Annotated in this window: 21 protein-coding genes; 8 read left to right on the top strand and 13 right to left on the bottom strand. The window is 68.4% G+C overall.

Annotated features, from left to right (window positions below; all coding sequences use genetic code 11):
• Nucleotides 1–376 precede the first annotated feature (376 nt).
• The 7 genes from KM842_RS09615 to KM842_RS09645 all read right to left on the bottom strand — a co-directional run bounded on the left by KM842_RS09615 (nucleotide 377) and on the right by KM842_RS09645 (nucleotide 8,803).
• Entirely contained in the window at nucleotides 377–2,683 is a 2,307-nt protein-coding gene (locus KM842_RS09615) for a hypothetical protein (RefSeq protein WP_216257876.1), read from the bottom strand.
• A gap of 401 nt (nucleotides 2,684–3,084) precedes the next feature.
• A complete protein-coding gene (locus KM842_RS09620) occupies nucleotides 3,085–3,951 on the bottom strand; it encodes an HNH endonuclease (RefSeq protein WP_216257877.1) in 867 nt (288 codons plus the stop codon).
• 2 nt (nucleotides 3,952–3,953) lie between these two features.
• Entirely contained in the window at nucleotides 3,954–5,456 is a 1,503-nt protein-coding gene (locus KM842_RS09625) for an AAA family ATPase (RefSeq protein ID WP_216257880.1), read from the bottom strand.
• A gap of 380 nt (nucleotides 5,457–5,836) precedes the next feature.
• Nucleotides 5,837–6,169, bottom strand: coding sequence for a hypothetical protein (locus KM842_RS09630; RefSeq protein WP_253206070.1), 333 nt, complete (start codon nucleotides 6,167–6,169; stop codon nucleotides 5,837–5,839).
• A gap of 140 nt (nucleotides 6,170–6,309) precedes the next feature.
• The gene (locus KM842_RS09635) at nucleotides 6,310–6,867 is read right to left on the bottom strand and encodes a hypothetical protein (RefSeq protein WP_216257884.1); all 558 of its coding nucleotides are present in this window, start codon (nucleotides 6,865–6,867) and stop codon (nucleotides 6,310–6,312) included.
• A gap of 554 nt (nucleotides 6,868–7,421) precedes the next feature.
• Entirely contained in the window at nucleotides 7,422–8,288 is an 867-nt protein-coding gene (locus KM842_RS09640) for an SDR family NAD(P)-dependent oxidoreductase (protein ID WP_216257886.1), read from the bottom strand.
• A 137-nt stretch (nucleotides 8,289–8,425) separates the two neighbouring features.
• Nucleotides 8,426–8,803 (bottom strand): winged helix-turn-helix transcriptional regulator, encoded by a 378-nt coding sequence (locus KM842_RS09645; protein ID WP_253206071.1) that lies wholly within the window; start codon nucleotides 8,801–8,803, stop codon nucleotides 8,426–8,428.
• A gap of 142 nt (nucleotides 8,804–8,945) precedes the next feature.
• Between KM842_RS09645 and KM842_RS09650 the strand changes: the two genes are divergently transcribed.
• The 4 genes from KM842_RS09650 to KM842_RS09665 are packed head-to-tail and all read left to right on the top strand — an operon-like array spanning nucleotide 8,946 to nucleotide 11,447.
• Nucleotides 8,946–9,974 carry a zinc-binding alcohol dehydrogenase family protein gene (locus KM842_RS09650; RefSeq protein ID WP_216257887.1) on the top strand — a complete coding sequence of 343 codons (1,029 nt, stop codon included), beginning with the start codon at nucleotides 8,946–8,948 and terminating at the stop codon, nucleotides 9,972–9,974.
• A 42-nt stretch (nucleotides 9,975–10,016) separates the two neighbouring features.
• Nucleotides 10,017–10,424 (top strand): GlcG/HbpS family heme-binding protein, encoded by a 408-nt coding sequence (locus tag KM842_RS09655; protein ID WP_216257889.1) that lies wholly within the window; start codon nucleotides 10,017–10,019, stop codon nucleotides 10,422–10,424.
• Nucleotides 10,424–11,140: an SDR family oxidoreductase gene (locus tag KM842_RS09660; protein ID WP_110904255.1), complete on the top strand. Its 717-nt coding sequence runs from the start codon at nucleotides 10,424–10,426 to the stop codon at nucleotides 11,138–11,140. Before KM842_RS09655 ends, KM842_RS09660 begins: the two co-directional genes overlap by 1 nt.
• A gap of 13 nt (nucleotides 11,141–11,153) precedes the next feature.
• Entirely contained in the window at nucleotides 11,154–11,447 is a 294-nt protein-coding gene (locus KM842_RS09665) for a putative quinol monooxygenase (RefSeq protein ID WP_216257891.1), read from the top strand.
• 66 nt (nucleotides 11,448–11,513) lie between these two features.
• Here the strand turns inward: KM842_RS09665 and KM842_RS09670 are convergent, their stop codons facing one another.
• The 4 genes from KM842_RS09670 to KM842_RS09685 all read right to left on the bottom strand — a co-directional run bounded on the left by KM842_RS09670 (nucleotide 11,514) and on the right by KM842_RS09685 (nucleotide 15,605).
• Nucleotides 11,514–12,221: an SDR family oxidoreductase gene (locus KM842_RS09670; RefSeq protein ID WP_216257892.1), complete on the bottom strand. Its 708-nt coding sequence runs from the start codon at nucleotides 12,219–12,221 to the stop codon at nucleotides 11,514–11,516.
• Nucleotides 12,222–12,270: 49 nt separating this feature from the next.
• Nucleotides 12,271–13,008, bottom strand: coding sequence for a hypothetical protein (locus KM842_RS09675; protein ID WP_216257893.1), 738 nt, complete (start codon nucleotides 13,006–13,008; stop codon nucleotides 12,271–12,273).
• 14 nt (nucleotides 13,009–13,022) lie between these two features.
• Entirely contained in the window at nucleotides 13,023–13,904 is an 882-nt protein-coding gene (locus tag KM842_RS09680; protein WP_216257894.1) for an alpha/beta fold hydrolase, read from the bottom strand.
• Nucleotides 13,905–14,030: 126 nt separating this feature from the next.
• The gene (locus tag KM842_RS09685) at nucleotides 14,031–15,605 is read right to left on the bottom strand and encodes a cation:proton antiporter (RefSeq protein ID WP_216257895.1); all 1,575 of its coding nucleotides are present in this window, start codon (nucleotides 15,603–15,605) and stop codon (nucleotides 14,031–14,033) included.
• A gap of 68 nt (nucleotides 15,606–15,673) precedes the next feature.
• Between KM842_RS09685 and KM842_RS09690 the strand changes: the two genes are divergently transcribed.
• A complete protein-coding gene (locus KM842_RS09690; protein WP_216257896.1) occupies nucleotides 15,674–15,832 on the top strand; it encodes a hypothetical protein in 159 nt (52 codons plus the stop codon).
• A gap of 147 nt (nucleotides 15,833–15,979) precedes the next feature.
• Here KM842_RS09690 and KM842_RS09695 read toward each other — a convergent pair whose 3' ends face one another.
• Entirely contained in the window at nucleotides 15,980–16,384 is a 405-nt protein-coding gene (locus tag KM842_RS09695) for a GlcG/HbpS family heme-binding protein (protein ID WP_216257897.1), read from the bottom strand.
• A gap of 206 nt (nucleotides 16,385–16,590) precedes the next feature.
• Here KM842_RS09695 and KM842_RS09700 point away from each other — a divergent pair, with 206 nt between their 5' ends.
• The 3 genes from KM842_RS09700 to KM842_RS09710 all read left to right on the top strand — a co-directional run bounded on the left by KM842_RS09700 (nucleotide 16,591) and on the right by KM842_RS09710 (nucleotide 20,631).
• Nucleotides 16,591–17,409 carry an alpha/beta fold hydrolase gene (locus KM842_RS09700; RefSeq protein WP_216257898.1) on the top strand — a complete coding sequence of 273 codons (819 nt, stop codon included), beginning with the start codon at nucleotides 16,591–16,593 and terminating at the stop codon, nucleotides 17,407–17,409.
• Nucleotides 17,410–17,530: 121 nt separating this feature from the next.
• The gene (locus KM842_RS09705; protein WP_216257900.1) at nucleotides 17,531–19,699 is read left to right on the top strand and encodes an MFS transporter; all 2,169 of its coding nucleotides are present in this window, start codon (nucleotides 17,531–17,533) and stop codon (nucleotides 19,697–19,699) included.
• Between the two features lie 56 nt (nucleotides 19,700–19,755).
• Nucleotides 19,756–20,631 (top strand): aldo/keto reductase, encoded by an 876-nt coding sequence (locus KM842_RS09710; protein ID WP_216257902.1) that lies wholly within the window; start codon nucleotides 19,756–19,758, stop codon nucleotides 20,629–20,631.
• Between the two features lie 218 nt (nucleotides 20,632–20,849).
• Here the strand turns inward: KM842_RS09710 and KM842_RS15960 are convergent, their stop codons facing one another.
• The gene (locus tag KM842_RS15960) at nucleotides 20,850–20,978 is read right to left on the bottom strand and encodes a hypothetical protein (RefSeq protein ID WP_258367405.1); all 129 of its coding nucleotides are present in this window, start codon (nucleotides 20,976–20,978) and stop codon (nucleotides 20,850–20,852) included.
• Nucleotides 20,979–21,037: the final 59 nt, after the last annotated feature.

Genomic DNA, 21,037 nt, shown 5'->3' on the forward strand with positions numbered 1-21,037 from the left:
CGACACCCCCAGTCCGCTCGCCGGGCAGGGGGGCGCGAGCTTCAACCCTTGGACTGTCAGGCGGTGATCAGAGCACCCCTTGACGCTGTCCCTGCACCAGAGGCACCGATCCGGACCGCGATCGAGGCCTCAACGCGAAATTTCTCAGTCGGATCGGCGAAAACCCGGATCGCCCCCCGCGAGGTGTTCGGTCTATTCGCGGATGCCAGTGATGGCGCAGATCGCGGATCCCGGTGCTGACGGGCGTTCCACGGGTATCGGGATTCTGTTCCACGGAGCCCGGCCGACGTCGACGGGCTCGGCGACGGCACGGGCGGCCGCGAACGGTCGCAGCAACTGACCGTGCGGCGGACGAGCGCTACCCGGCTGGCGCCACTCATCCGCACACGCTCGCTTCGGCGAGCTCACCGAGACCCGCCGCGAAGTCGCCGACTTGTCCGACGGGCGTAAGGCGGTGGCTTGCGCACCCCGGCTGGCGGATCCTGCAAGCCCATCTGAGTCGCCCGCAGCTCCATCTCCGCAGATTTCGGAATCCTCGACCCCGGTAGGCAGTGCCCAAGACGGCTCCCTCCGCGTTAAGCAAAACGGTCAAGCACCTATCTACTTCCAGTTGATACTGCTTGGCGGCGGCGTAGTCAGAGAGTGCAGCGAGCGCACCGCTATCACGAGCACCGTGTCCGGTGCCGAAGACGACAGCGCTGAATCCCCAGGGCCCCGGCAGCGCCACAAACAAGCTGTGGCGCTTGCCATCTCCTCGAGCTGCACGGAGCAGTCTGGTGATGCTGCTCATGATGGAAGCTCGCTGCTCGGACGAGCCGTTGAGAAGATCGGTACTTGTGGACAGCCACCCCTGCCCACGGTGCGCAGCAAGCGCGTCGACAAGCTCGTCCATCCCGTCGTCGCTTCGAAAGCTGGGCCGCTCCGCCGGAGCGTCGACGAGGCCGTCGGTGTAGTACATCCAGGCATCAAGGTCGTCGGTATGAGTTCCCACTCGAGTGAGCTGAGCCTCCTTCCTGTACCGGGCACGGTCGGCACCAGTGAGCCGTGGGGCTTTCGGATACTTCGCATGCATGACGGCAGGGTCGAGATCCACCCAGAGCTGACCTTCGACGAAGAGCATCACGAAGTCGAGCTCGTCGATCCCCGAGTAGCGCGTCGCAACTTCGGAATCTGTGCGGCGGCGCAGATAGAGCAGAAGCTCGGATGCTCGGTCGAGAATCCGCGTGGTGACGATGAGGTCGTGTAGTGAGACAACCCAAGGCAGGCGTCCAGCGGGCATGACCCGAGCGCGCACGAGCGCGTCCAGCGAACAGTTCAAGGAGCTCAAGTCTTCGAGCGTGACGGCGATGGAACGAACCTCGCGCACTTCGCTCAGATCGAGCCAGCCTTCGTCGGGCACCCAGAGCCCGTGATTCCGCTCGATGAGGTCAGCTAGCCGATCTGCCTGACTTCGAGCGTCGCCAACCGTCTTCTCGAGGTCCTTTGCGAGGCGAAGGACGCTTCCGCGGCGGGCGCTGGTGCTGATCGCGGCCGCCTTCACCTCTACGCAGATGGCGATGTCATCGATGACCATCAAGAGATCGGCTTCTGCTGGCTCTCCGTGAGTGGCCGGGCGGTCACAAGCGGAACCCAGCGTGACAGCGTCCGTTCCAGGGATCGGTCGGAAATACTTGATCGATTCGTACGAACGATCCGGTTGAAGGACCGCTTGCAGATGCCGCGCCGCCAAACGCTCCGCTACGACGCCTCGGTGCTTCTGGTACCGGTCCCAAGCTTTCTGGACTGGCTTGATCGCTTCCTCAAAGATGGGACGAAGGCCGTCGATACCGAGATCACCCCCGACTCCGAAGTAACGACCCCTAGAGTCCTTCAAAAGGTTGCGGAGCAACAGCTCGTTGTCGCCCCTAAGAAAGGCTTGCGCAGCTTCAATCGGGGTGCGAGTTGTGTCGAAGGGCACCGCGAACGCGTCCAGCACCGAGGTGCATGTCTCGCTGGATAGGCCTGAGCGCTGGGAGATTTCTTCGGCAGTCACAGTCATCGAGACCCCTGGCTTGAACATGGCGGTGTGCATGGCCGCTTGCAGTTGAGCGCGAAGCTCATCGGTCGGCTCGTCGTCCTTGTGCTCTTCGTACAGCCGATGCAACTCCTCAAGCGAACCGCTCCGGTTCTGGGACCACTGCTCGCCGAACGCCACGCGGACGCGCTGGAGGTCGTTGTACGAGAAGCCGAGATGCCGGTCCATGAGCTCTGACACCGCCGCGACTCCAAAGAGCTCGTCTTCGACTGTCGACTGCACCGACTGGTACTGCCGCCCTCGTACACGGAGTTCGGTCATGCGGAACTGTCCAGCGAGCTCAGCGAGGGGGTGGTGACCCTCGGTTGACTCGCTCAGCAGCAGCCACAGGTGCGCATCGATTGCCCGCTCTGCCGCAATGACGATCTCTCCAGGATCGGTCGAAGGATCCGGTGCAGGCGCGTCATCGCCCGCAGCTCGGTGTCGAATCATCGAAGCCACTAGTTCCAGAGTCGCCGGCGAGCTCTGCGACTCGCTTTCCCGGTGCCCCTCCAGAGTGGGTGGCACCGTGTACATCCGAACAAGACCAAGTAGGTCGAAGGCGTTGCTCTGCGCAATGAGCCCCTCCAGCGACTGCAATGAACGGTCAAGCTCTTTCCGAGCCTTCACGAGAACGTCGTCTTGCGTCCTCGCGCCTTCAAAGAGAGGCGCCATACTTTCGAACGCCGCAGCTACTTGCTCGTTCGCGGCCCTAGAAGCTGTCAGGAGTTGGTAGGCAGGAGAGGCAGATTGTCGGCGAGCCAAGGGAATCTCCAGGCTTGAGTAACGGGGACTCTCCAACCCTCGCATGCCCCTACGACAATCGCCCCTCGACAGACACAGCATCGGATGAGCCGGTGCGATTACACCAGTGATTCGGAGAGCGGCGAAGTGCCTCTCGTCCTCCGAGGGGACCTGAGGGCGGATGGTCGCCACCCTGATCGGTTCGAACCTTTGCTTGGATCCTCCTCGCCGCGTTCTATTGGCTTCCCCGGGTCAGCGGGACGAGCGCGTCTCGACGGCCGCTGTCGTCATGGACGATCGAAGTGCTTCTCGCAGTAGTGGTTGTCGGCAATGAGCGCGAGATGGAGACGCCGCTCCCAGTAGTTGTTTGAGTAAGCGAGCCCGGCACTCGCTTCTTCAGCGAGGTGCTTGCGGATGCCCGATGCCTGCGACGAGCGGAAGACGCCCGGTAGCCGGCGCTCAAGCTCGTTAAGCCGTTGGCCGGCCTTGGTCCGGTAGAGCTGGCGCAGCTTGAGCAGGTCAAAGTGCTTCATGACGCGGCTCCGAAGCGTCGGGTGACTCGCGAATACCGACGCGTCCACTTCGTAATCCACCGTCGGTGCCGACGACCGTGCTGGGCTCGCTGGCCAACCGATCTTCACCCCGAGCCAGGGCAGATGGTCGATGCTGTCAAAGTACGGATGCAGAATGGCGGGCCGGTTAACGCCTGGCTCGTACGCACCTTTGTCGTGATTGCAGTCCCGGCAAGCGGGCACGAGATTCGACGGAGTCACGTTCAACGCACTGAACTTCGCTTGTGGCACGTAATGGTCGACTGTCATCGCACCGCGTTCACCGCAGTACGGACATATGTCGTCATCCGTCGCGGCCAGTACATCGTCGTAGTAGTAGCGGATCGGGGAGTCTATTCGGCGCAACCGGTACGAGTATACACGGCCCATCTGCTCGCTCGTGAGCCCACCCAAGGTGAACTGGCTTCTGATGAGGGCGTTAGCGTCCGTAACACTGAGGGTGTCGTCGTAGAGCGTGCCGAGCGCGGCAACGTTGGCAAGCTCCGCGAGGTGAAGGGTTCGGTCGCTTTGCCGATGCATAGTGCCGATGGCGGCCAGGAAGATCTCTTCCGGCGGAAGCGTCGGCTTGGGGAGACTTCGCATGCTCACGCCTCCGCACTATCAGCCAAGTTGGCCAGGATCGCTCGGCCCTCGCCACCGACTGCGCCACCGAAGACCGCTAACGCCCGTTCGTACGAGCCGCTTGTACTGTCGAGTGCTTGCTGGAGGAGTTGGTGGTACCCGGTGCTAGTAACTTCGAGCCCGAACACGCGACTGGTCAGCGTGCCTACGCCTTCACCAAACGTCTCCTGCTTCAAACGGCGCGCGCGAACACGCGTACCGAACCGTCGGATGGCCCACACGCAGCTTTCTGGAACCTCTTGCAGGACGACGGGAGAATGAGTGGCGATGATCGCAACGCCGTTGCGGTCCTCGAGGAGGTCGGAGAGCGCCCTGGTGAACGCGGATAGCAGCGGTGGATGCAGGTGTGCTTCGGGCTCGTCAAGGAGTGCAACAGACGCTTCCTCCACGACCTCCACGAGCTTTGTCATCGTGAGCACAACGATCTTGTGCCCTGAGCTCAAGTCGGAGAAAGTCTCGCGCGCGGCATCCTTATCAACGAAATCGCCATCGATGAGTTCGAGGATGCCAGTCTCTGCCAGAAGCGGATCTGCGTAAAGGGTGCTCATCGCCGCGATCCATCGTCCGCGCCTGCCGCCCCGCGCACAGTTGACGAGGCTTGAGGCGAAGTCGTCGTCTAACTGCCCTGTCGTTTTCGCCGTCTCGCCGTCGTCACCCGTCTTGAGGCCGACGTAGGAATAGGGGGTATTGCCGGATGCGCGGATTGCGGCGAACCGGTCGAATGCTGAGAAACTAACCGTGATGACGTTCGTGAACCGCGTCGAGTCCCCGTTGGCACGTCTCAGAGTGAACCAGCCGGACGCGCCTTCTTGGTCAGCCCCGGCGATGACGGTGCGGGCCATCTGGTTAAGCAGGGTCGTCTTTCCTGCGCCATTGCTGCCGATAAGAACGTGAACGTTCGTGGGCGGCATCGACCGTGGGGTGACCTGGAATCGCAGCGCTTCGCCGGGCTGATGCTCCAATGACGGATACCGGTATGTGAAGTCATAGTCCGTGAGGGCAACTCCGCCTTCTGCAATCCGCCGAAACTGGTCAAGGATGACTCGTTCCGAGACAGTGCGAAGCAGCGAGGTCTGAAACACCTCCTCTGGTTCTGCAGCCGCAAAGGCCTCGGGACTGAGGGCTACGTCTCGCAACGCAGTGAGAACTTGTTGCCCTAGTGCCCCAGGAAGCTCGGCGAGAGACTCGTAGTACTCACGGTCCTGACCAACGGAGAAGTACTCGCCCGACAGCTGCGCGAAGCGGTTCTCAACCGCAGTGAAGTGAGGTTCGGTCGTCTGCCCGCGGTGCCCGATCTTCACGGCACCGAGCTGATGCTGTTCGCCATGTTCGTCGGTGTGGTGGAGATAGAAAAGCGTGCCGAAGTGAAAGTCGTCCCAGTTGTCGCGCTGCAGCGTGAACACGCCGGGCGCCGAGTTCGGGAAGCGACCACGTTCTACGACGACGAAGCGCAACCGGCCTGCCATCGTTCCCCCTTAGAGATTTGCGCCCGGCGCTTACCGTGCGCGGTTGAGCTTATGTCATTGCCTGCTTCGCGGCCGACGGCGCAGTGCAACTGGCATGTCGAGGCACGAGGAGCCTGCAGTCAAGAAGTCACGCGCTTGGGTTGAACGCCCCCGCCGCGCAGTCGTCCTACCTCGAAACCGACTGGCGTGGCGCCGATAACGCTCATTCCTTCCACCAGCGTTCAGCTCGCGTGCCGAGTGCCGGAAGGTCACACCGGTGCTTCGCTACGACCGCCCTGTGGGCGGGAGGACGAGGTGAGAGCCAGCACCACGAGAAGCGCTGAGTACCCGAAAGCGCACCGCGCTTCTCTTCGCCCAGCAGCGATCGGTGGCCCTCGCTCTTACTGCTTGGACAGCCGAACGGTGGCGGTGCTGCCTGCGATGCTCACGGGGAAGCTGATCTCCTCGTTCTCGTAGGTGAAGGGCTTCGTCGGGTCCGTCGATGCAAGCAGGGCCGAGTCGGTGGCTGCGGTATCCCGCGTCGACGTCCAGGTGTAGGGCGACGTGTCGTCGGTCGGACGCGCGAAGGTGCCGACCCAGAACAGGGAGGTGGTGTCACCGTTGTCGGTGACGAAGTTCGCCGTGATGGTGTTGCCGTCGATGGTGGCGGTCATCCAACCGTCGTTGCTCGCGGAGTTGTTCTGCTTCCAGTTGCCGGTGAGGTCCGGGATCACTACCGGGTCCGGCGTCGGAGTGGATGAGGCTGTCTTCGTGGGACCGCTGGTGTTCCCCGCCGATGCGTCAGCGGTGTTCGTCGCGCTGCACCCGGTGAGCGCTAGCACAGCGGCCAGGGCGACGGGGACGATCAGCCGCTTCACTTGAACCACCCCGAGACACCGACGGTGAACGTGTCGCACGGTGTGTCGTACAGGTCGTGACTGAACGAGACGGTCGCATCCGCCTCGATGTCGCCGGACTCCGTGGCGTAGTCGAGGGTCGACGAGGTCAGGGTGTCACCGCTGAAGCAGTAGACCCCCACTGAGTACGGTCCAGTGAGGGGCTCGCCGGTCTTGTTCACGGCGGTGCCGATGATCGACTTCCCGTTGTTGTCGGCCTGCGTGACGTCGAGCGGTGCCGAATTGTATGAGGAGGTATCTGCGGGCGACGTCGACGCCTTGAACTCATACTGCACACCGGACTCCGGTACGGACGAGACGTCTTCGAAGTAGAGGTAACCGAAACCAGCCTCTCCCGACTTCACCTGCGCCGGGACCGTGCCCTGGCTCGATCCGCTGGCGACGACCTTGCCGCCCACCGATGCCGTGCCGGTGAAGTCGACGTGGGAGATTGAGGCCGCGGTGTTATTCCGGAAAGCGAATGTGAGCGTGCCGCTGCCCATGCCGTCCGTCTTCTCGAGGGGTGCGGTGGCCACGACGGAGACCTTCCCTACGTCTCCGACGGCGACCTTCGGCGTCGCGTTTCCAGCGAGGTATCCGCCGGCGTTGAAGGGGAGGGCAGCGACCGTCGTCGACGTGGGAGTCGGGGAGGTGGTCGAGGACTCGCCGACGGTGCCTGCTGCGACGTTGGAGGTGGAGGACGTGCTGCAGCCGGCGAGGAGGAGCAGAGCCGCCCCTCCGACTGCGGCCGACGCGAGCGTCTGCTTCGAGATCATGGTGAGGGGTGGTTCTTTCTTGAGCGTCTGTCGAAACTGTGGTTCCGCTCAACGTAGTGGATGGAGCGATGGTGCTCGACACCCCAGTTGTGGAGCAGAGAAGAACGGCGGTTGCCCGCAGGTTTGATCACGCGCCGGCAACTTCGTCGAGCTGTTGCACACCTCCGCGACAGTCAAGGCCACGGCTGCCTACAAACGGCCCCGGCGACGCTCCTGGTCGTGCAATCAGTACAGGCATGATCATTTTGAGCGATGGGCCAGCCCGGGAGCACCACTACACCGCTCGTTGAAGACCTTCGACTGGCGTCTGTCGCTCAGGCCCCATCCCCGCCGTCGCCCGGGAGCTCCACCCGCTCGGCACCGAAGTCGGCGGACGCAGAGACGCCTTCCCACGCCGTTGCCTCGGCGATCTGTTCCTGCGAGTACGCGATCGCCATGCGAGCCGCTCCGGCGCCGATGACGAGGTGGGACGGCAACCGGTCCCGTCCCACCGTCCGCACGAGGATCTCCGCGGCCCGGTCCGGATCTCCCGCCGCCGGCGCTCCGCGGAGACGCTCCGCGAAGGCGCCCACCGTGGCGCTGTACTCCTCGGGGATCCCGTGGACGTCCATGGACGCACCCGCCCAGTCAGTGGCGAAACCGCCCGGCTCGACGACGAGGTACCGGATCCCGAACGGGGCCGTTTCGGTGGCAAGCACGCGCGTCAGCCCGTCGATCCCGAACTTCGCTGCCTGGTACGAGCCGAGTCCGGGGGTTCCGCCGACTCGTCCTCCGACGGACGAGAACTGGACGACGGTCCCACCGCCCTGCTGTCGCAGGAGCGGGATGGCGGCCTTCGAGACGTTGTAGACGCCCCAGAAGTTCGTCTCGAACTGCTGCCGGAAGTCGGCTTCCGAGGCGGTCTCGACGGGTGCGAGGTTGGCGTATCCGGCGTTGTTGACGACTACGTCCACTGAGCCGAACGCGTTGCGTGCGGCGTCGAGTGCGTGCACGGCAGCGGCCGCGTCAGTGACGTCAAGTCCGAGTGGGAGCACCTGCGACCCGAACTCTTCAACGACGTCCGACAGCTGCTGCGGGTTCCGTGCAGTGGCCGCGACGCGGTCGCCAGCACGGAGGGCGGCGAGGGTGAGCGAACGGCCGAAGCCGCGGGACGAACCGGTGATGAACCACGTGCGGGACATGGGTGCTCCTCTGCGAGATCGGATGATCGAACGATCTCCGACGCTACGAGCTACCCGGCAGGACAACCTGGCCCGGTTGGGGACACGCTCGCTCCGGCGGCCTTGCCAGAACCTGGGTGCATCGACCCAGGGAGGCCTCAGTGCCGCGACACGTTCTCGTTCACCCAGTCCCGCAGGTGCGCCAGCGGTGCCGCTGCCCCCACGCCGAGCGGCGTCAGCGCGTACTCGACCCGGGGTGGCACCTCGGCGAACACGGTCCGGGTCACGAGCCCGGCGTCCTCCATGCGCTTCAGCGACGCGGAGAGCACCTTCGGGCTCACGCCCTGCAGGTGACGCCGCAGCTCACCGAACCGCTGCGGGCCGTCCTCGAGCACACCGATCGCGAGCGCCGTCCACTTGTTCGCGAGCAGGTCGAGCATCTCGCGACACGGGCAAGCCGCGGCGTAGACGTCGTTCCGGTCGCAGGTGTCGAGCACGTGGGCGGCTTCGACGGGACGGCTCATCGACGTGGTCACAGCGGCACTGTAGCTGCGGCCACGTTGAGCAGCAACCGCTTGGTTCCCGTTGGGTACGCCTTCCGAACTGGGCTTTCTCGATTACCCGACGGTAACCAGGGGGCCTTGCGGGTAACCACGGGCACGGGTGCACGGTACTAACATGACCACGACGAACGAGGTCCGAGCGATCGGACAGACTGCCGCTCTCCCGGTCACCAGCGCCCGCAGCCTGGTGCCGACGACGATCCCCGAACCGGTTCCCGGCCCGCACGACCTTCTCGTCGAGGTCCGCGCGGTCTCGGTCAACCCCGTCGACGTCAAGCTCCGCGGCGGCTCGGAACCGGACGGCGGTGTGCGGGTGCTCGGCTTCGACGCCTCCGGCACCGTCCGCGCCGTCGGTGACGCCGTCACGCTCTTCGCCCCGGGCGACGAGGTGTTCTACGCCGGCGCCATCGACCGGCCCGGCAGCAACGCGGAACGCCAGCTCGTCGACGAGCGGATCGTCGGTCGGAAGCCGTCGACGATGTCCCACACCGAGGCCGCCGCGCTCCCGCTCACCGCGATCACCGCATGGGAGAGCCTGTTCGACAAGCTCCGGATCGCCCCGGACGCGACCGGCACCCTGCTCATCGTCGGCGGTGCAGGGGGTGTCGGCTCGATCGCCATCCAGCTCGTCCGGACCCTGCTGCCCGGCGTGCGGGTGATCGCCACCGCTTCCCGACCGGAGAGCGAGGCGTGGGTGCGCGACCTCGGCGCCCACGACGTCGTCGACCACCACGGCGACCTCGCCGCACAGGTCCTCGACGTCGCCCCGGACGGCATCGAGTGGATCCTCACCACCAACTCGGCCGGCCAGCTCCCCGCCTACGAGCAGGTGCTGCGCCCCTTCGGCCAGATCGTCGCGATCGACGACCCCGAGCAGGTCGACGTCGTCCTGCTGAAGTCCAAGGCGATCACGTGGCACTGGGAGTTCATGTTCGCCCGCTCCCTGCACGGAGCCGCGGACCTCGCCGAACAGCACCGGATCCTCGACGAGGTCGCCGACCTCGTCGACATCGGACGCATCCGCGGAACCGCGACGACGGTCCTGCGGCCCATCACCGCCGAGACGCTGCGCGAAGCCCACCGCCTCGTCGAGAGCGGACGCGTCATCGGCAAGGTCGTCCTCACCGACGAACCGGCCGCCTGAGCCGCAGACCCACCAAGACCACCACCACAGAAGGAGACAACCATGTCCATCACCCTCACCCAGGCACAGCGCATCATCGCCGCGGCCGACGCCAAGGCCACCGAGCTCGGTGTGCCGTCGTCGATCACCGTCCTCGACGACGGCGCCCGGCTGGTCGCCTCGGTCCGCCAGGACGGTGCCCCGCTCGTGTCGATCGACTCCAGCTTCGCGAAGGCACGCACCTCGGTGTACTTCGGCGGCGCGGCCACCGGCGACCTCGCGGCAGCGGTCCAGCCCGGCGCTCCGCTGTACACGCTCGGTGCCGCGAGCAACGAGCCGCTCGCGTTCGTCGCCGGCGGTCTGCCGATCACCGACGAGTCCGGTGCCGTGATCGGCGCCGTCGGATCCGGCGGCGGCACGCCGGACCAGGACGCCGTCATCGCGCAGGCCGGCATCGACGCGGCACGCTGATGAGCACCGGACTCGCGGGCAGGACCGTCCTGGTCGTGGGCGCGGGATCCGGCATCGGGACGGCGGTCGCATCCGCGGCCGCCGTCGCCGGCGCGCGGGTCGTCGCCGCCAGTCGTCGGCAGGACACTGCCGAGCAGGTCGCCGAGATCGTCGGGGGCGGTACGTCCGCCGTCCGGCTCGACCTCGGGGACGAGGACAGCATCCGCGCTGCCGCGGCGACGCTCGGGTCCGTCGACCACGTGGTGACCGTCGCCGCCGACCACGCGAACGGCCCGGTCACCGCACTCGAACAGAGCGACGTGGAGGACGCCTTCCGTGCGAAGGTCGTCGGCCCGTTGGTGCTGGCGAAGCACCTTGCCCCGATCATGCCGCCCACCGGCGCGTTCGTGCTGTTCTCCGGGTACGTGTCCGCCCGGCCGCAGCCCGGACTCGCGGTGATGGCGACGACCAACGGTGCTGTGGACGCACTCGTCCCGGCACTGGCCGTGGACCTGGCACCGATCCGCGTCGTGGGGATCTCCCCCGGTGTCGTCGACTCCGGGTCGTGGGACGGCATGGACGACAAGGCAGCGTTCTTCGCGCAGGTCGCCTCCTCGAACCCCGCCCGTCGCGTGGGGACCCCGGGGGACGTCGCCGACGCGGTCGTCTTCGCTCTCACCAGTCCGTTCCTGACCGCGACCACCGTCCACCTCGACGGTGGTCAGCGTCTCGTCTGAGCAAGGGGTCACCATGAGCATCGTCATCATCGCGGAGATCGAACCGTCGTCGCGCGACGCAGCGACCGTCCGGGAGGCGCTCCTCACCGCCGTCACGCGGGTCCGCTCCGAGGACGACGGCTGCGAGCGTTACGAGTTGCACCGCGACCCGCGGACCGGTGGGTTCGTCATGGTCGAGCGTTGGCGCGACCAGGCTGCGCTGGACGCGCACGCCGCCGGACCGGCCTTCGCTGCGCTGAGCGCAGCGCTCGAGGGTCGGCTGGCCGTCCCGATCGCGCTCCGGCCGTTGGAGACCGTCGAGGTCTGAGCACGACGAACGCCCCCTACTGCGGCTCGTGCCGTGGCAGGGGGCGTCTTGCGCGTCCGCACGCTGTCAGCGCCTGTGCGCCTCCTGCAGCGCGTCGTAGCGCTCGTGCACCGGCGCGGAGAGACCGGCTCGGGCAGCGCGTGTGAGCTCGTCGGCGAGGACCTCGTGTGCCCCGGCCTCCAGCCCGTCCAGGACGGCAGCGACCACGTCCGCCGGGTCGTTCTTCGGCATGTCCCCGGCCGTCATCGGGGTGTCGGTGAACGCCAGGTAGGCGCCGAGCACCTGCACGCCGTCCGCCGCGAGCTCCAGCCGCAGCGAGTCGGTCGCCGACCACAGGGCGGCCTTCGATGCGCTGTACCCGTTGCCGATCGCGAACCAACTGAGCGCCGATGCGACGTTGACGACCGCACCGTGCGAGCGGCGGAGCGCCGGTGCGAACGCCCTCGTGACCTGCAGGGGGCCGAAGAAGTTCGTCTCCATCTGCGCACGGACGTCGTCGAGGTCACCGTCCACGAGGGAGCCGCTGCGCAGCACACCCGCGTTGTTGATCACGACCGTCACGTCGTCGGCGCCAGCGGCTGCATCCCGTACGGATGCGGCGTCGGTCACGTCGAGCCGGGTCGGCACGACGCCCCCGTCGTCCCACGTCCGCGGGCTCCTCGCCGCCGCGTACACACGTGCAGCGCCACGCTCACGGAGCTGGCGCACGAACTCCTGTCCGAGTCCGCCGTTCGCTCCCGTCACCAGGACCACTGCCCCGTCGATGTCCGTCATGGCCGTCCTTCCTGTTGGTGTCGTCCGGGTTCCGTGACGATGCGCTTCGTCAGGAGACGACGACGTCGTCGATGCGGATGGAGACGATGAGCGGCTCCGGCAGCGCGTGTCCCTCGCCGTCGCGGACGAAGATGTTGCGCTCGGTGGCGAGCAGCAGACCGTCAACCCAGGTCTGTCCGGTCATGTACTCCACGCTCGGCGACGCACCGGCGATGTCGACCTCGTAGTCCCGCCGACGGAGTACTCCGTCGGCGTCGGCGTAGAGCGTCTGTGTCGGCGTGTGCGTCGCGATGGAGTCGGGGTAGGTCACGCGGAGGCGGTCCCAGGTCTCACCGCCCGGCTCGGTCCACGGGCCGGCTTCCTCGACCTGCACGCCGGGGAACGTGAACGACCAGGGCTCGGTGTTGTAGGTCCACATGGCGTAGCCCGTGAAGTAGGCCAGCTGCAGGCGCGTCCACGGCGTCTCCAGCACGTGACCGGCGAACGACGCGCGCGGCTCGACGAGTTCCTCGACGAGCTCGTCGCCGTGGTCGGTCGAGCGGACGACGGCCACACGGTCGGCCGTGAACTCGGTCCGTAGGTCGGCGGCACCGAAGTGCTCGAGCGAGGCGCGCTGCTCGCGCAGATCGACGGTGAACCGGCCTTCCTCTGCGATCCCCGCGACCTGCTTGAGGCCCCAGAAGGCGCCACCGAAGTGCCGGTTCGCGGAGATGGTCGAGGCGTCCGCCCAGCGAGCGCCGCCGTGGGCGTCGAGGATGCGGTCGAGCAGGGTCGTGGTGGTGGTCATGGTGTCTCCGTTGATCAGGCGGCGGATGCCGTGGTGAGGAACTGGTCGACGAGCGCGGCTGCCTCGGCGGGGTACTGGAAGATCGAGGCGTGCGCCGCGTCCGGGAACACGTGCAGGCGGGCGTCGGGGATGAGTCCGGCCAGGGTGTGGCTGCCCGGGGTCCGGATCATCAGGTCGTCGTCGCCCTGCAGGACGAGCGTCGGCTGACGGATGCCCGTCAGACGCTCGAGCTTCGAGATGTCCGGGACGCCCCAGGCCAACACGGCGTCGTACTGCGCGTCGCGGACGGCCGCGGTCGTCGGCTCGTCCCGGTCCTCGGTACGGCCACCGAGCCGGCGGAGGAACTCGATGCCGAGCGACCGGCTCGTCTCCGTGTGCGCGAAGAAGATGTAGAGGAGGTTCTCCGCGCTCGGGATGTCCTGGCGCGACTCGCGCTCGATGTCCTCACGCCAACCGTGCATCGTCGGTGCGCCCGCGGGGCCGGTGCCGGCGAGCACCAGGTTGCGCACCGCCCAGGGCCGGAGCAGGGCCAGGTCCTGTGCGACGAACCCCCCGAGCGAGAACCCGAACACGTCGAACCGGCGGATCCCGAGCGCGTCGGTGAACGCCAGCAGGTCGACGGCCATCTGCGCGACCGTCGACGGCACGGTGCCGGTGGACCCACCGACGCCGGCATTGTCGACGAGGATCACCTCGCGGTCCGCGGCGATCGGGTCGACGAGGGCCGGGTCCCAGTTGTCCAGGTTGCCGCGGAAGTGCATCAGGAACACGAGCGGGATGCCGTCCGCGCTCGAGCCGAAGCGGCGGTAGGCGTAGCTGGTGCCGTTCGCGGCCGTCACGCGGCTCGTCCGGACGGTGGTGGTCGTGGTGCCGGTGGTCGGGGCCGTGCTGGTCATTGCGGTGCTCCCTCGGGTCGGCCGACCCCGTCGGCCGGCGGCGGTGTCGACGCTAGGAGCGGTGTGGGCTGCGCAGCGTGCTCCCGTCGGGGACATGCTCCCGAGCGGGACACCCTCCCTGCGTCCTCAGTCGGTCCGCCCGGTCACGGTGGCGCGGACGGCAGCTTCCTCGATGTCGAGGACGGTCAGCACTGCACGAACCGCGGCCTCGGGGTAGCGCCCCTCGCGCCGGGCCCGGAGGACGGCTCGGCGTTCCTCGGCGATGGCGAGCATCCGGAGCTCCCCGTACGCAGCCGACCGGTCGGCGCGCACTGCGTCGTCGCCCACGAGCGTCTCGCCGAGCAGTGCGGCGTCGACGCGGACGCGCTCCACGACGCGGTCGTCGTACGCACCGTCCTCGAGCTCCTCGACCAGTCGGAGGCTCTCGGCCCGTGCCTCGGCGAGCAGGAGCTGCGTCTCCATCCGCTCCTGGTCGAGGTCGGGCGGCGGCAGCGCCACCTTCCGGATGACCCAGGGCAGCGTCAGCCCGATGAGGAGCGTCGCCAGGACCACGACGAAGGCGAGGAACTGCAGGAACGCCCGGTGCGGGGTCTGCTCGGGCAGCAGGAACACGGCGGCCAGCGTGACGACCCCGCGGACGCCGGCGACGGTCACCGGCAGGTCGAGACGCCACTGCCAGCTCCGTCTCCGGAGTCGCCTCGGTCCCCACCGGTAGACGGCCGTCACGGCGAGGCTCCACCCGAGACGCGCCGCCACCAGGACCACGACCACCACCCCGATGACCACGGCCGCGCGGGCGACCCCGATGCCGGACGACAACGCACCGCGGAGGATCGCCGGGAGGCTGAGCCCGATCAGGAGGAAGACCGCGTTCTCGAGCAGGAACTGGATGGTGCGCCAGTTCAGCGACTCAGCGAGACGGGCCTCCGCCGACTGCAGCACCGGCGCGCGGAAGCCGAGGAACAACCCGGCGACCACCACCGCGAGCGGGCCCGATGCACCGATGCCGTGCGCGAGCAGGAAGGCGACGTAGGGCGTGACGAGCGACAGGCTCGTGTCGAGGACGGCGACCGAGATCCGTCGCCGCACGGCTCCCATGACGAACGCGACCAGGAGTCCGACGCCCACGCCGCCGACCACCGCCAGCACGAACTCACCCGCAGCACGGACGGGGTCGAAGACCGCGACGATCGCGACGACCGCGGTGTTGAGCGCGACGAGCGCCGTGGCGTCGTTGAGCAGGCTCTCCCCGTCCAGGATCGATGCCAGCAGTCGTGGGAGCGGCGCGCGGCGGGTCACCGCGGTCACCGCCACGGCGTCCGTCGGAGCGACGACCGCACCGAAGGCGAACGCGGCGGCGAGGGTGAGGGTCGGCACGACCGCCCAGGTGGCGAGGCCGACGACCACCGTCGTGAACGCCACCAGGCCGACCGAGAGCAGCAGGAGCGGTTCACGCCGCGCGCGGACGTCGGCCAGGGATGTCTGCAGCGCCGCGGCGAACAGCAGCGGTGGGAGGAGGACCGACAGCACGAAGTCCGGTTCGACGTCCACGCGGGGAACGCCGGGCACGTACGAGACCGCCACCCCGATGAGGACGAGCGCCAGGGGTGCCGACCACCCGACGCGTCGTGCCGCCGCGCTCACCGCGACGGTGACCACGAGGAACACGACGACCCACCCCAGGGTCACCTCGACACTCATCGGGTCCGCCCGTGGGTGTCCGTGCCGCAGGCACGCATCGGGCGCCGACCGCTTCGTAGCCTGCTCGTATGCGTATCCACCGCTCCGGATCCACCGTCCCGGTCAGGTCGTCCACGCCGACCCTGGCCTCGATCGCACTCTCGCGGATCCTCACCGACCCGGTGGACGTCGCCCCGTCGCCGACCGAGGAACGCCAGCCGGACGGCGTCGCGTCGTTCGTGCGCTGACCCCGGACGGTCGGTACGCCGCGGGTCAGCTCGGTGTTCGACGGTGCGCGTCGATTTCTGGGAGGACATGCGGCGACGCTAGGGCGGTCCGCAACCGACGCGCCTGTCCCCGCCCGGGCCAGGCAGCACGGGCGGGAACGGAGGGGGTCAGAGCGCTGCGACCGCCGCATTCGCGATCTCGAGGTCCTGGTCGGGGGATCCACCACTCGATCCGATCCCACCGATGACGCGCCCGTCGGCGTCCCGCACGGGCACACCGCCGGCAACGAACGTGAGTGGCTCCTGGCTCGCGGCCCCGAGCGAGTACAACGGCGCTCCCGGCTGGACGGCGCCCAACAGGTCGCCGGATGCGGCCCCGAACGACACCGCGGTCCGGGCCTTCGCAGCACTGGCGTCGACGGACACCAGCGGCGCACCGTCCTGTCGGGCGACGGCGACGAGCCGCGCGCCCCGGTCGAGCACCGTGATGGTCGAGGGGACGCCGAGTTCCTCGGCCTTCTCCTCGGCTGCGGTGATGGCGGCGTGCGCCTGGGTGATCGTGATGTCGGTCATGTCCGGTTCCTTCCGTTCGGTGGACGGCACCGACGCTAGGGATCGTCCTCGACGGATTGCGTGCCCCTGCCCGGGTCACCCCACCTCGTGCCGGAGCGCGGTGTGGGTGGTCCCCACGGGGACACGCCCCCGCGACGCGGCGCTCGTAGCGTCACCATCGCCGACGACGATCGTCCGGCTCCAGACCACGATGCAAGGAGACAACCATGCCCACGTTCACCACGCCCGACGGCCTCGAGATGTACTACACCGAGCAGGGCGAGGGGCAGCCCATCGTCTTCGCGCACGGCTGGCCGCTCAGCTCGGACGCGTGGCAGCCGGAGCTGAAGTTCTTCAGCGAGAACGGCTACCGCACGATCGCGCACGACCGCCGCGGACACGGCCGTTCGGAGAAGACGGCCGTCGGCCACACCATCGACCAGTACGCCAAGGACCTCGCCGCCCTCATCGAGCACCTGGACCTCCACGACGTCATCGTCATGGGCCACTCCACCGGCGGCGGCGAGGTCGTCCGTTACGCCGCGGAGTACGCGAACGGCCGGGTCGCGAAGGTCATCACCGCCGGTGCGATCCCGCCGATCATGGTGAAGTCGGACAGCAACCCGGACGGCACCCCGATCGACGTCTTCGACGGCATCCGCTCCGGCGTCCTCGAGGACGCATCGCAGTTCTGGCTCGACCTGTCCGAGTCGTTCTTCGGGGCGAACCACGGCCGCGACGTCTCCTACGGCGCGAAGCTCGACTTCTGGCGGCAGGGCCAGTCGGTGAACCTCTCGGCCGCGTACGACTGCGTCAAGGCGTTCTCCGAGACGGACCAGACCGAGGACCTGAAGGCACTGACGGTCCCGATCCTCATCGCTCACGGTGAGGACGACCAGATCGTCCCGATCGACGACGCCGCCCGCAAGTCGATCGACCTCGTCGCCGACGGCACGCTCAAGACCTACCCGGGGGCCCCGCACGGCATCCACGGCGACTACCGCAAGGTGCTCCAGCAGGACGTCCTCGCCTGGATCAGGGGCTGACGCATCGTCAGTCGGACGGGAGGCGCGGTGCGGGTCCGCACCGCGCCTCCCGTCCGTCAGCACTCCGGAATGTCGTACCAGCTATGCGGGTTACGTCCGAACCCTTCTGAGGAGATCAGCCATGAGCACCACGTCGGAGCAGCCGCGACCGCGGCTCCCCCTCAACACGTTCGGCATCGCGTTCGGGACGGCCGGCATCGCCGGCACGTGGACGGCTGCCGGCATCGAACTCGGCGCACCGCCGGCCATCGGTGAGGTGCTGTGGGCGGCCGCAGCGGTCGCCTGGGTGGTCACCATCGTGCGGTACCTGCACCGACCCGGCGGTGTGCGGGCGATCGCCGCCGACCTCCGACACCCCGTCCTCGGTCCGTTCGCCGCGCTCGTCCCGGCCGTCGGTTCGTTGCTCGCCGCCCACCTCGCGATCCGGTTCCCGGTCACGGGCGCGGTCGGTGTGTGGACGATGCTCGTGGTGACGACGGCGTTCGGTGCCTGGTTCGTGACGACGCTGCTCACCCTCCCTCGTGATCCCGCCGCCCTGCACGGCGGGTATCTCCTCCCGACCGTGGCGGCGTCGTTGCTCAGCTCGCAGGCACTCGCCACGATCGGACACCCGGAGCTGGCCATCGGGTACTTCGCCGCAGGCGTGCTGTTCTGGCTCCTGATCGGCGCCGTCCTCGTCGCGCGCTTCGCCACCGGTCCGGCCGTGCCGGCCGGCCTGCTCCCGACCCTCGCCATCCTCTCCGCGCCTCCCGCCGTGGCCGGGAACGCCTGGTGGACGATGACGGGAGGTTCGGCATCCATCGTGCACACCGCGCTCGCCGGGACGATGGTCGCCTTCCTCCTGCCCCACGTCTTCCTCCTGCGCCGCTACGTCACGAGCGGGTTCGCGATCGGGTTCTGGGCGATGACGTTCACCACCGCGGCGAGCGCGACGTACGGGATCCGCCTGCTCTCGCTCGCGCACCTCGGCACGACCGGCACGGTCCTCTCCTGGGTCGTCGTCGGGGTGGCCACCCTCGTCGTCGCCAGCATCGCGACCCGGTCCCTCGGTCTGCTGCGTCGGTCGGAGCAGGAGGGACCGCGCCGGTCCTCCGCCGGGTACCGGAGGACCGCGCTGATCGGCGTCGTCATCGCCTCCGTCGCCGTCGCGTTCGGCGCTGGAGCCGGGAGTCCGCTCTTCGTCGTCTACCAGGCGGCCTGGGGCTTCCCCGACTGGCAGCTCACATCGGCCTTCACGGTCTATGCGGTGACGCTCCTCGGGACGCTCCTGATCGCCGGGCGGCTGTCCGACCACGTCGGTCGGCGGCCCGTCCTCGTGGCAGCCCTCGTCCTCATGCTCGTCGCCGGTGCCCTGTTCCTCGTCGCCGACGGCATCGGGTGGGTGATCGCCGCCCGGGCCGTGCAGGGTGTCGCGACCGGGGCCGCGACGAGCACGTTCACGGCGGCGATCATCGAGCTGTCGAGCGAACGGCACCGGCGCACGATGACGGTGCTCACCAGCGCTGCGCCGGTCGGGGGTCTCGCCCTCGGCGCGTTCGGTGGAGGCGTGGCGGCGCAGTTCGCGCCCGACCCGACCGCCGCCGTGTTCCTGACGCTCGGAGTGGTGTTGCTCGTCGGCATAGCCGCCGTGCTCGCGGCGGACGAGACGGCGGACCGGCACGCCGGGGCACTCGCGTCGCTCCGACCGGTGCTCGCGGTCCCCACTCGCGCCCGAGCGTGGTTCATCGTGTTGGCTCCACTGACGGTGGCCGGCTGGATGTTCTCGGGGCTGTTCCTCGGGCTCGGGCCGCGACTCGACGACGGCGTCTTCGCACTCGGCAGCGGAGCGGCGAGCGCTACCGTCATCGCCGTGCAACCCGCCGCCGCGGCGGTCGCCGGCATGCTCTTCGCCCGCATCGCGGACCGGCGCGGGACGGCCATCGGTGCGGGCCTGCTGTTCGTCGGAGCCGTCGGCGGGGGCGTCGCCGTCCTCACTGCCGACCTGCCCCTGCTGGTCGGGGCGGCGCTCGTCGGCGGCGCCGGACAGGGCGCCGCCTTCGGGTCCTCGTTGCGGATCCTCGGCCCGCTCGCGGACAACGCGACCCGCGGCGGCCTCTTCGCAGCCGTGTACCTGATCGCGTACGCGGCCTACGGCGTCCCGGTGCTCGTCGCGGGCTTCTTCACAACCGGCCTCGGGCTCGTGACGGTCGGTGCGTCGTACGCAGCGCTCGTCGCCGTCGTTGCCGCGGTCGCCGCGGTGGGTTTGGGCACTCGCGCTCGTCGGGAACGCACGGTCGTGCCCGCCGTGTGAGCAGCGCCCACTTCCTCATCCCTCCTCCACCACACCAGCTGATGAACAGGACCACCATGACCGACATCGATGCACGACCCGTCACCGCCGCGGATGCGGGTACCTTCCGGATCGGCGGGGACCTCCCCGTCGCACGGCTCGGCTTCGGCTCGATGCAGTTGACCGGCCGGAACGCCTTCGGCCCCTCGCGCGACCCCGAAGGTGCCCGGGCAGTCCTCCGTCGGGCCGTCGAGCTCGGCGTGACCCTCATCGACACGGCGGACGCGTACGGGCCCGATGTCGCCGAGGAACTCATCGGTCAGGCCCTCGCGCCGTACCGCGACGACGTCGTGATCGCCACGAAGGGCGGGTTCGTCCGCGGACGTCGGGGCGAGTGGATCGTCGACGGACGGCCCGAGCACCTGCGCGCCGCCGTCCAGGGCAGCCTCCGCCGACTCCGACTCGAGCGCATCGACCTGTACCAGCTGCACCGGATCGACCAGCGGGTCCCGCTCGACGACCAGCTCGGCGCGCTCGCTGCCCTCCGCGACGAAGGGCTCATCCGGCACGTCGGGCTCAGCGAAGTGAGCGTCGCGGAGCTGCTCGCGGCGCAGCGGATCGTGCCGATCGCGACGGTCCAGAACCTTTACAACCTCGTGGAGCGATCATCCGAGGACCTCGTGCGTGTGACGGCGGAGCTCGGCATCGGCTTCATCCCGTGGTTCCCGCTCGCCACCGGAGGGCTGACACGAGGAGCCGGTGCACTCGGGGCGATGGCATCACGCGCCGGCGTCTCGCCGTCGCAGATCGCGCTCGCGTGGCTGCTGCAGCATTCGCCGAACCTGCTGCCCATCCCGGGGACGTCGAGCCCGGCACACCTCGAGGAGAACGTCGCCGCCGCCGCGGTCCGGCTCTCCCCGGCGGACGTGGCGGCACTCGACCGCGCAGCCTGACCCGGCCGACGAGGCGAACGGCCCGGTCCCCTGAGGGGACTGGGCCGTTCGTCGTCCGCGGTCTCACCGCGACGGCACGAAGAAGTCGCCGTATGCCGGATCCTCGGGCAGCGAGCGCTCCGTCGCCATGACCGCGATCTCCCGAGGCGATCGGAGACCGCGCCGTCGCCACTGGTCCGGGTCCGCCCGGAGTACCTGGAGCACCGTGCGCATCGGTGTCACGAGTGGCCACCGAAGTGGCTCGAAGCCGTGGCGACGACGGGCAGCAGGAGCGTCTGGAGCACTGGCGGGGCGACGTCGACACCGACGTGCGACGTGGCGGGGACGGGCGGGTGCAGGATCCTCATCGGTTCTCCTCGGTCGTGGCCGCCGGACGGCGACGATCCTGACGGTACGGGCCGTTCCC

This window comes from Curtobacterium sp. L6-1 (assembly GCF_018885305.1).
Lineage (GTDB): Bacteria > Actinomycetota > Actinomycetes > Actinomycetales > Microbacteriaceae > Curtobacterium > Curtobacterium aetherium.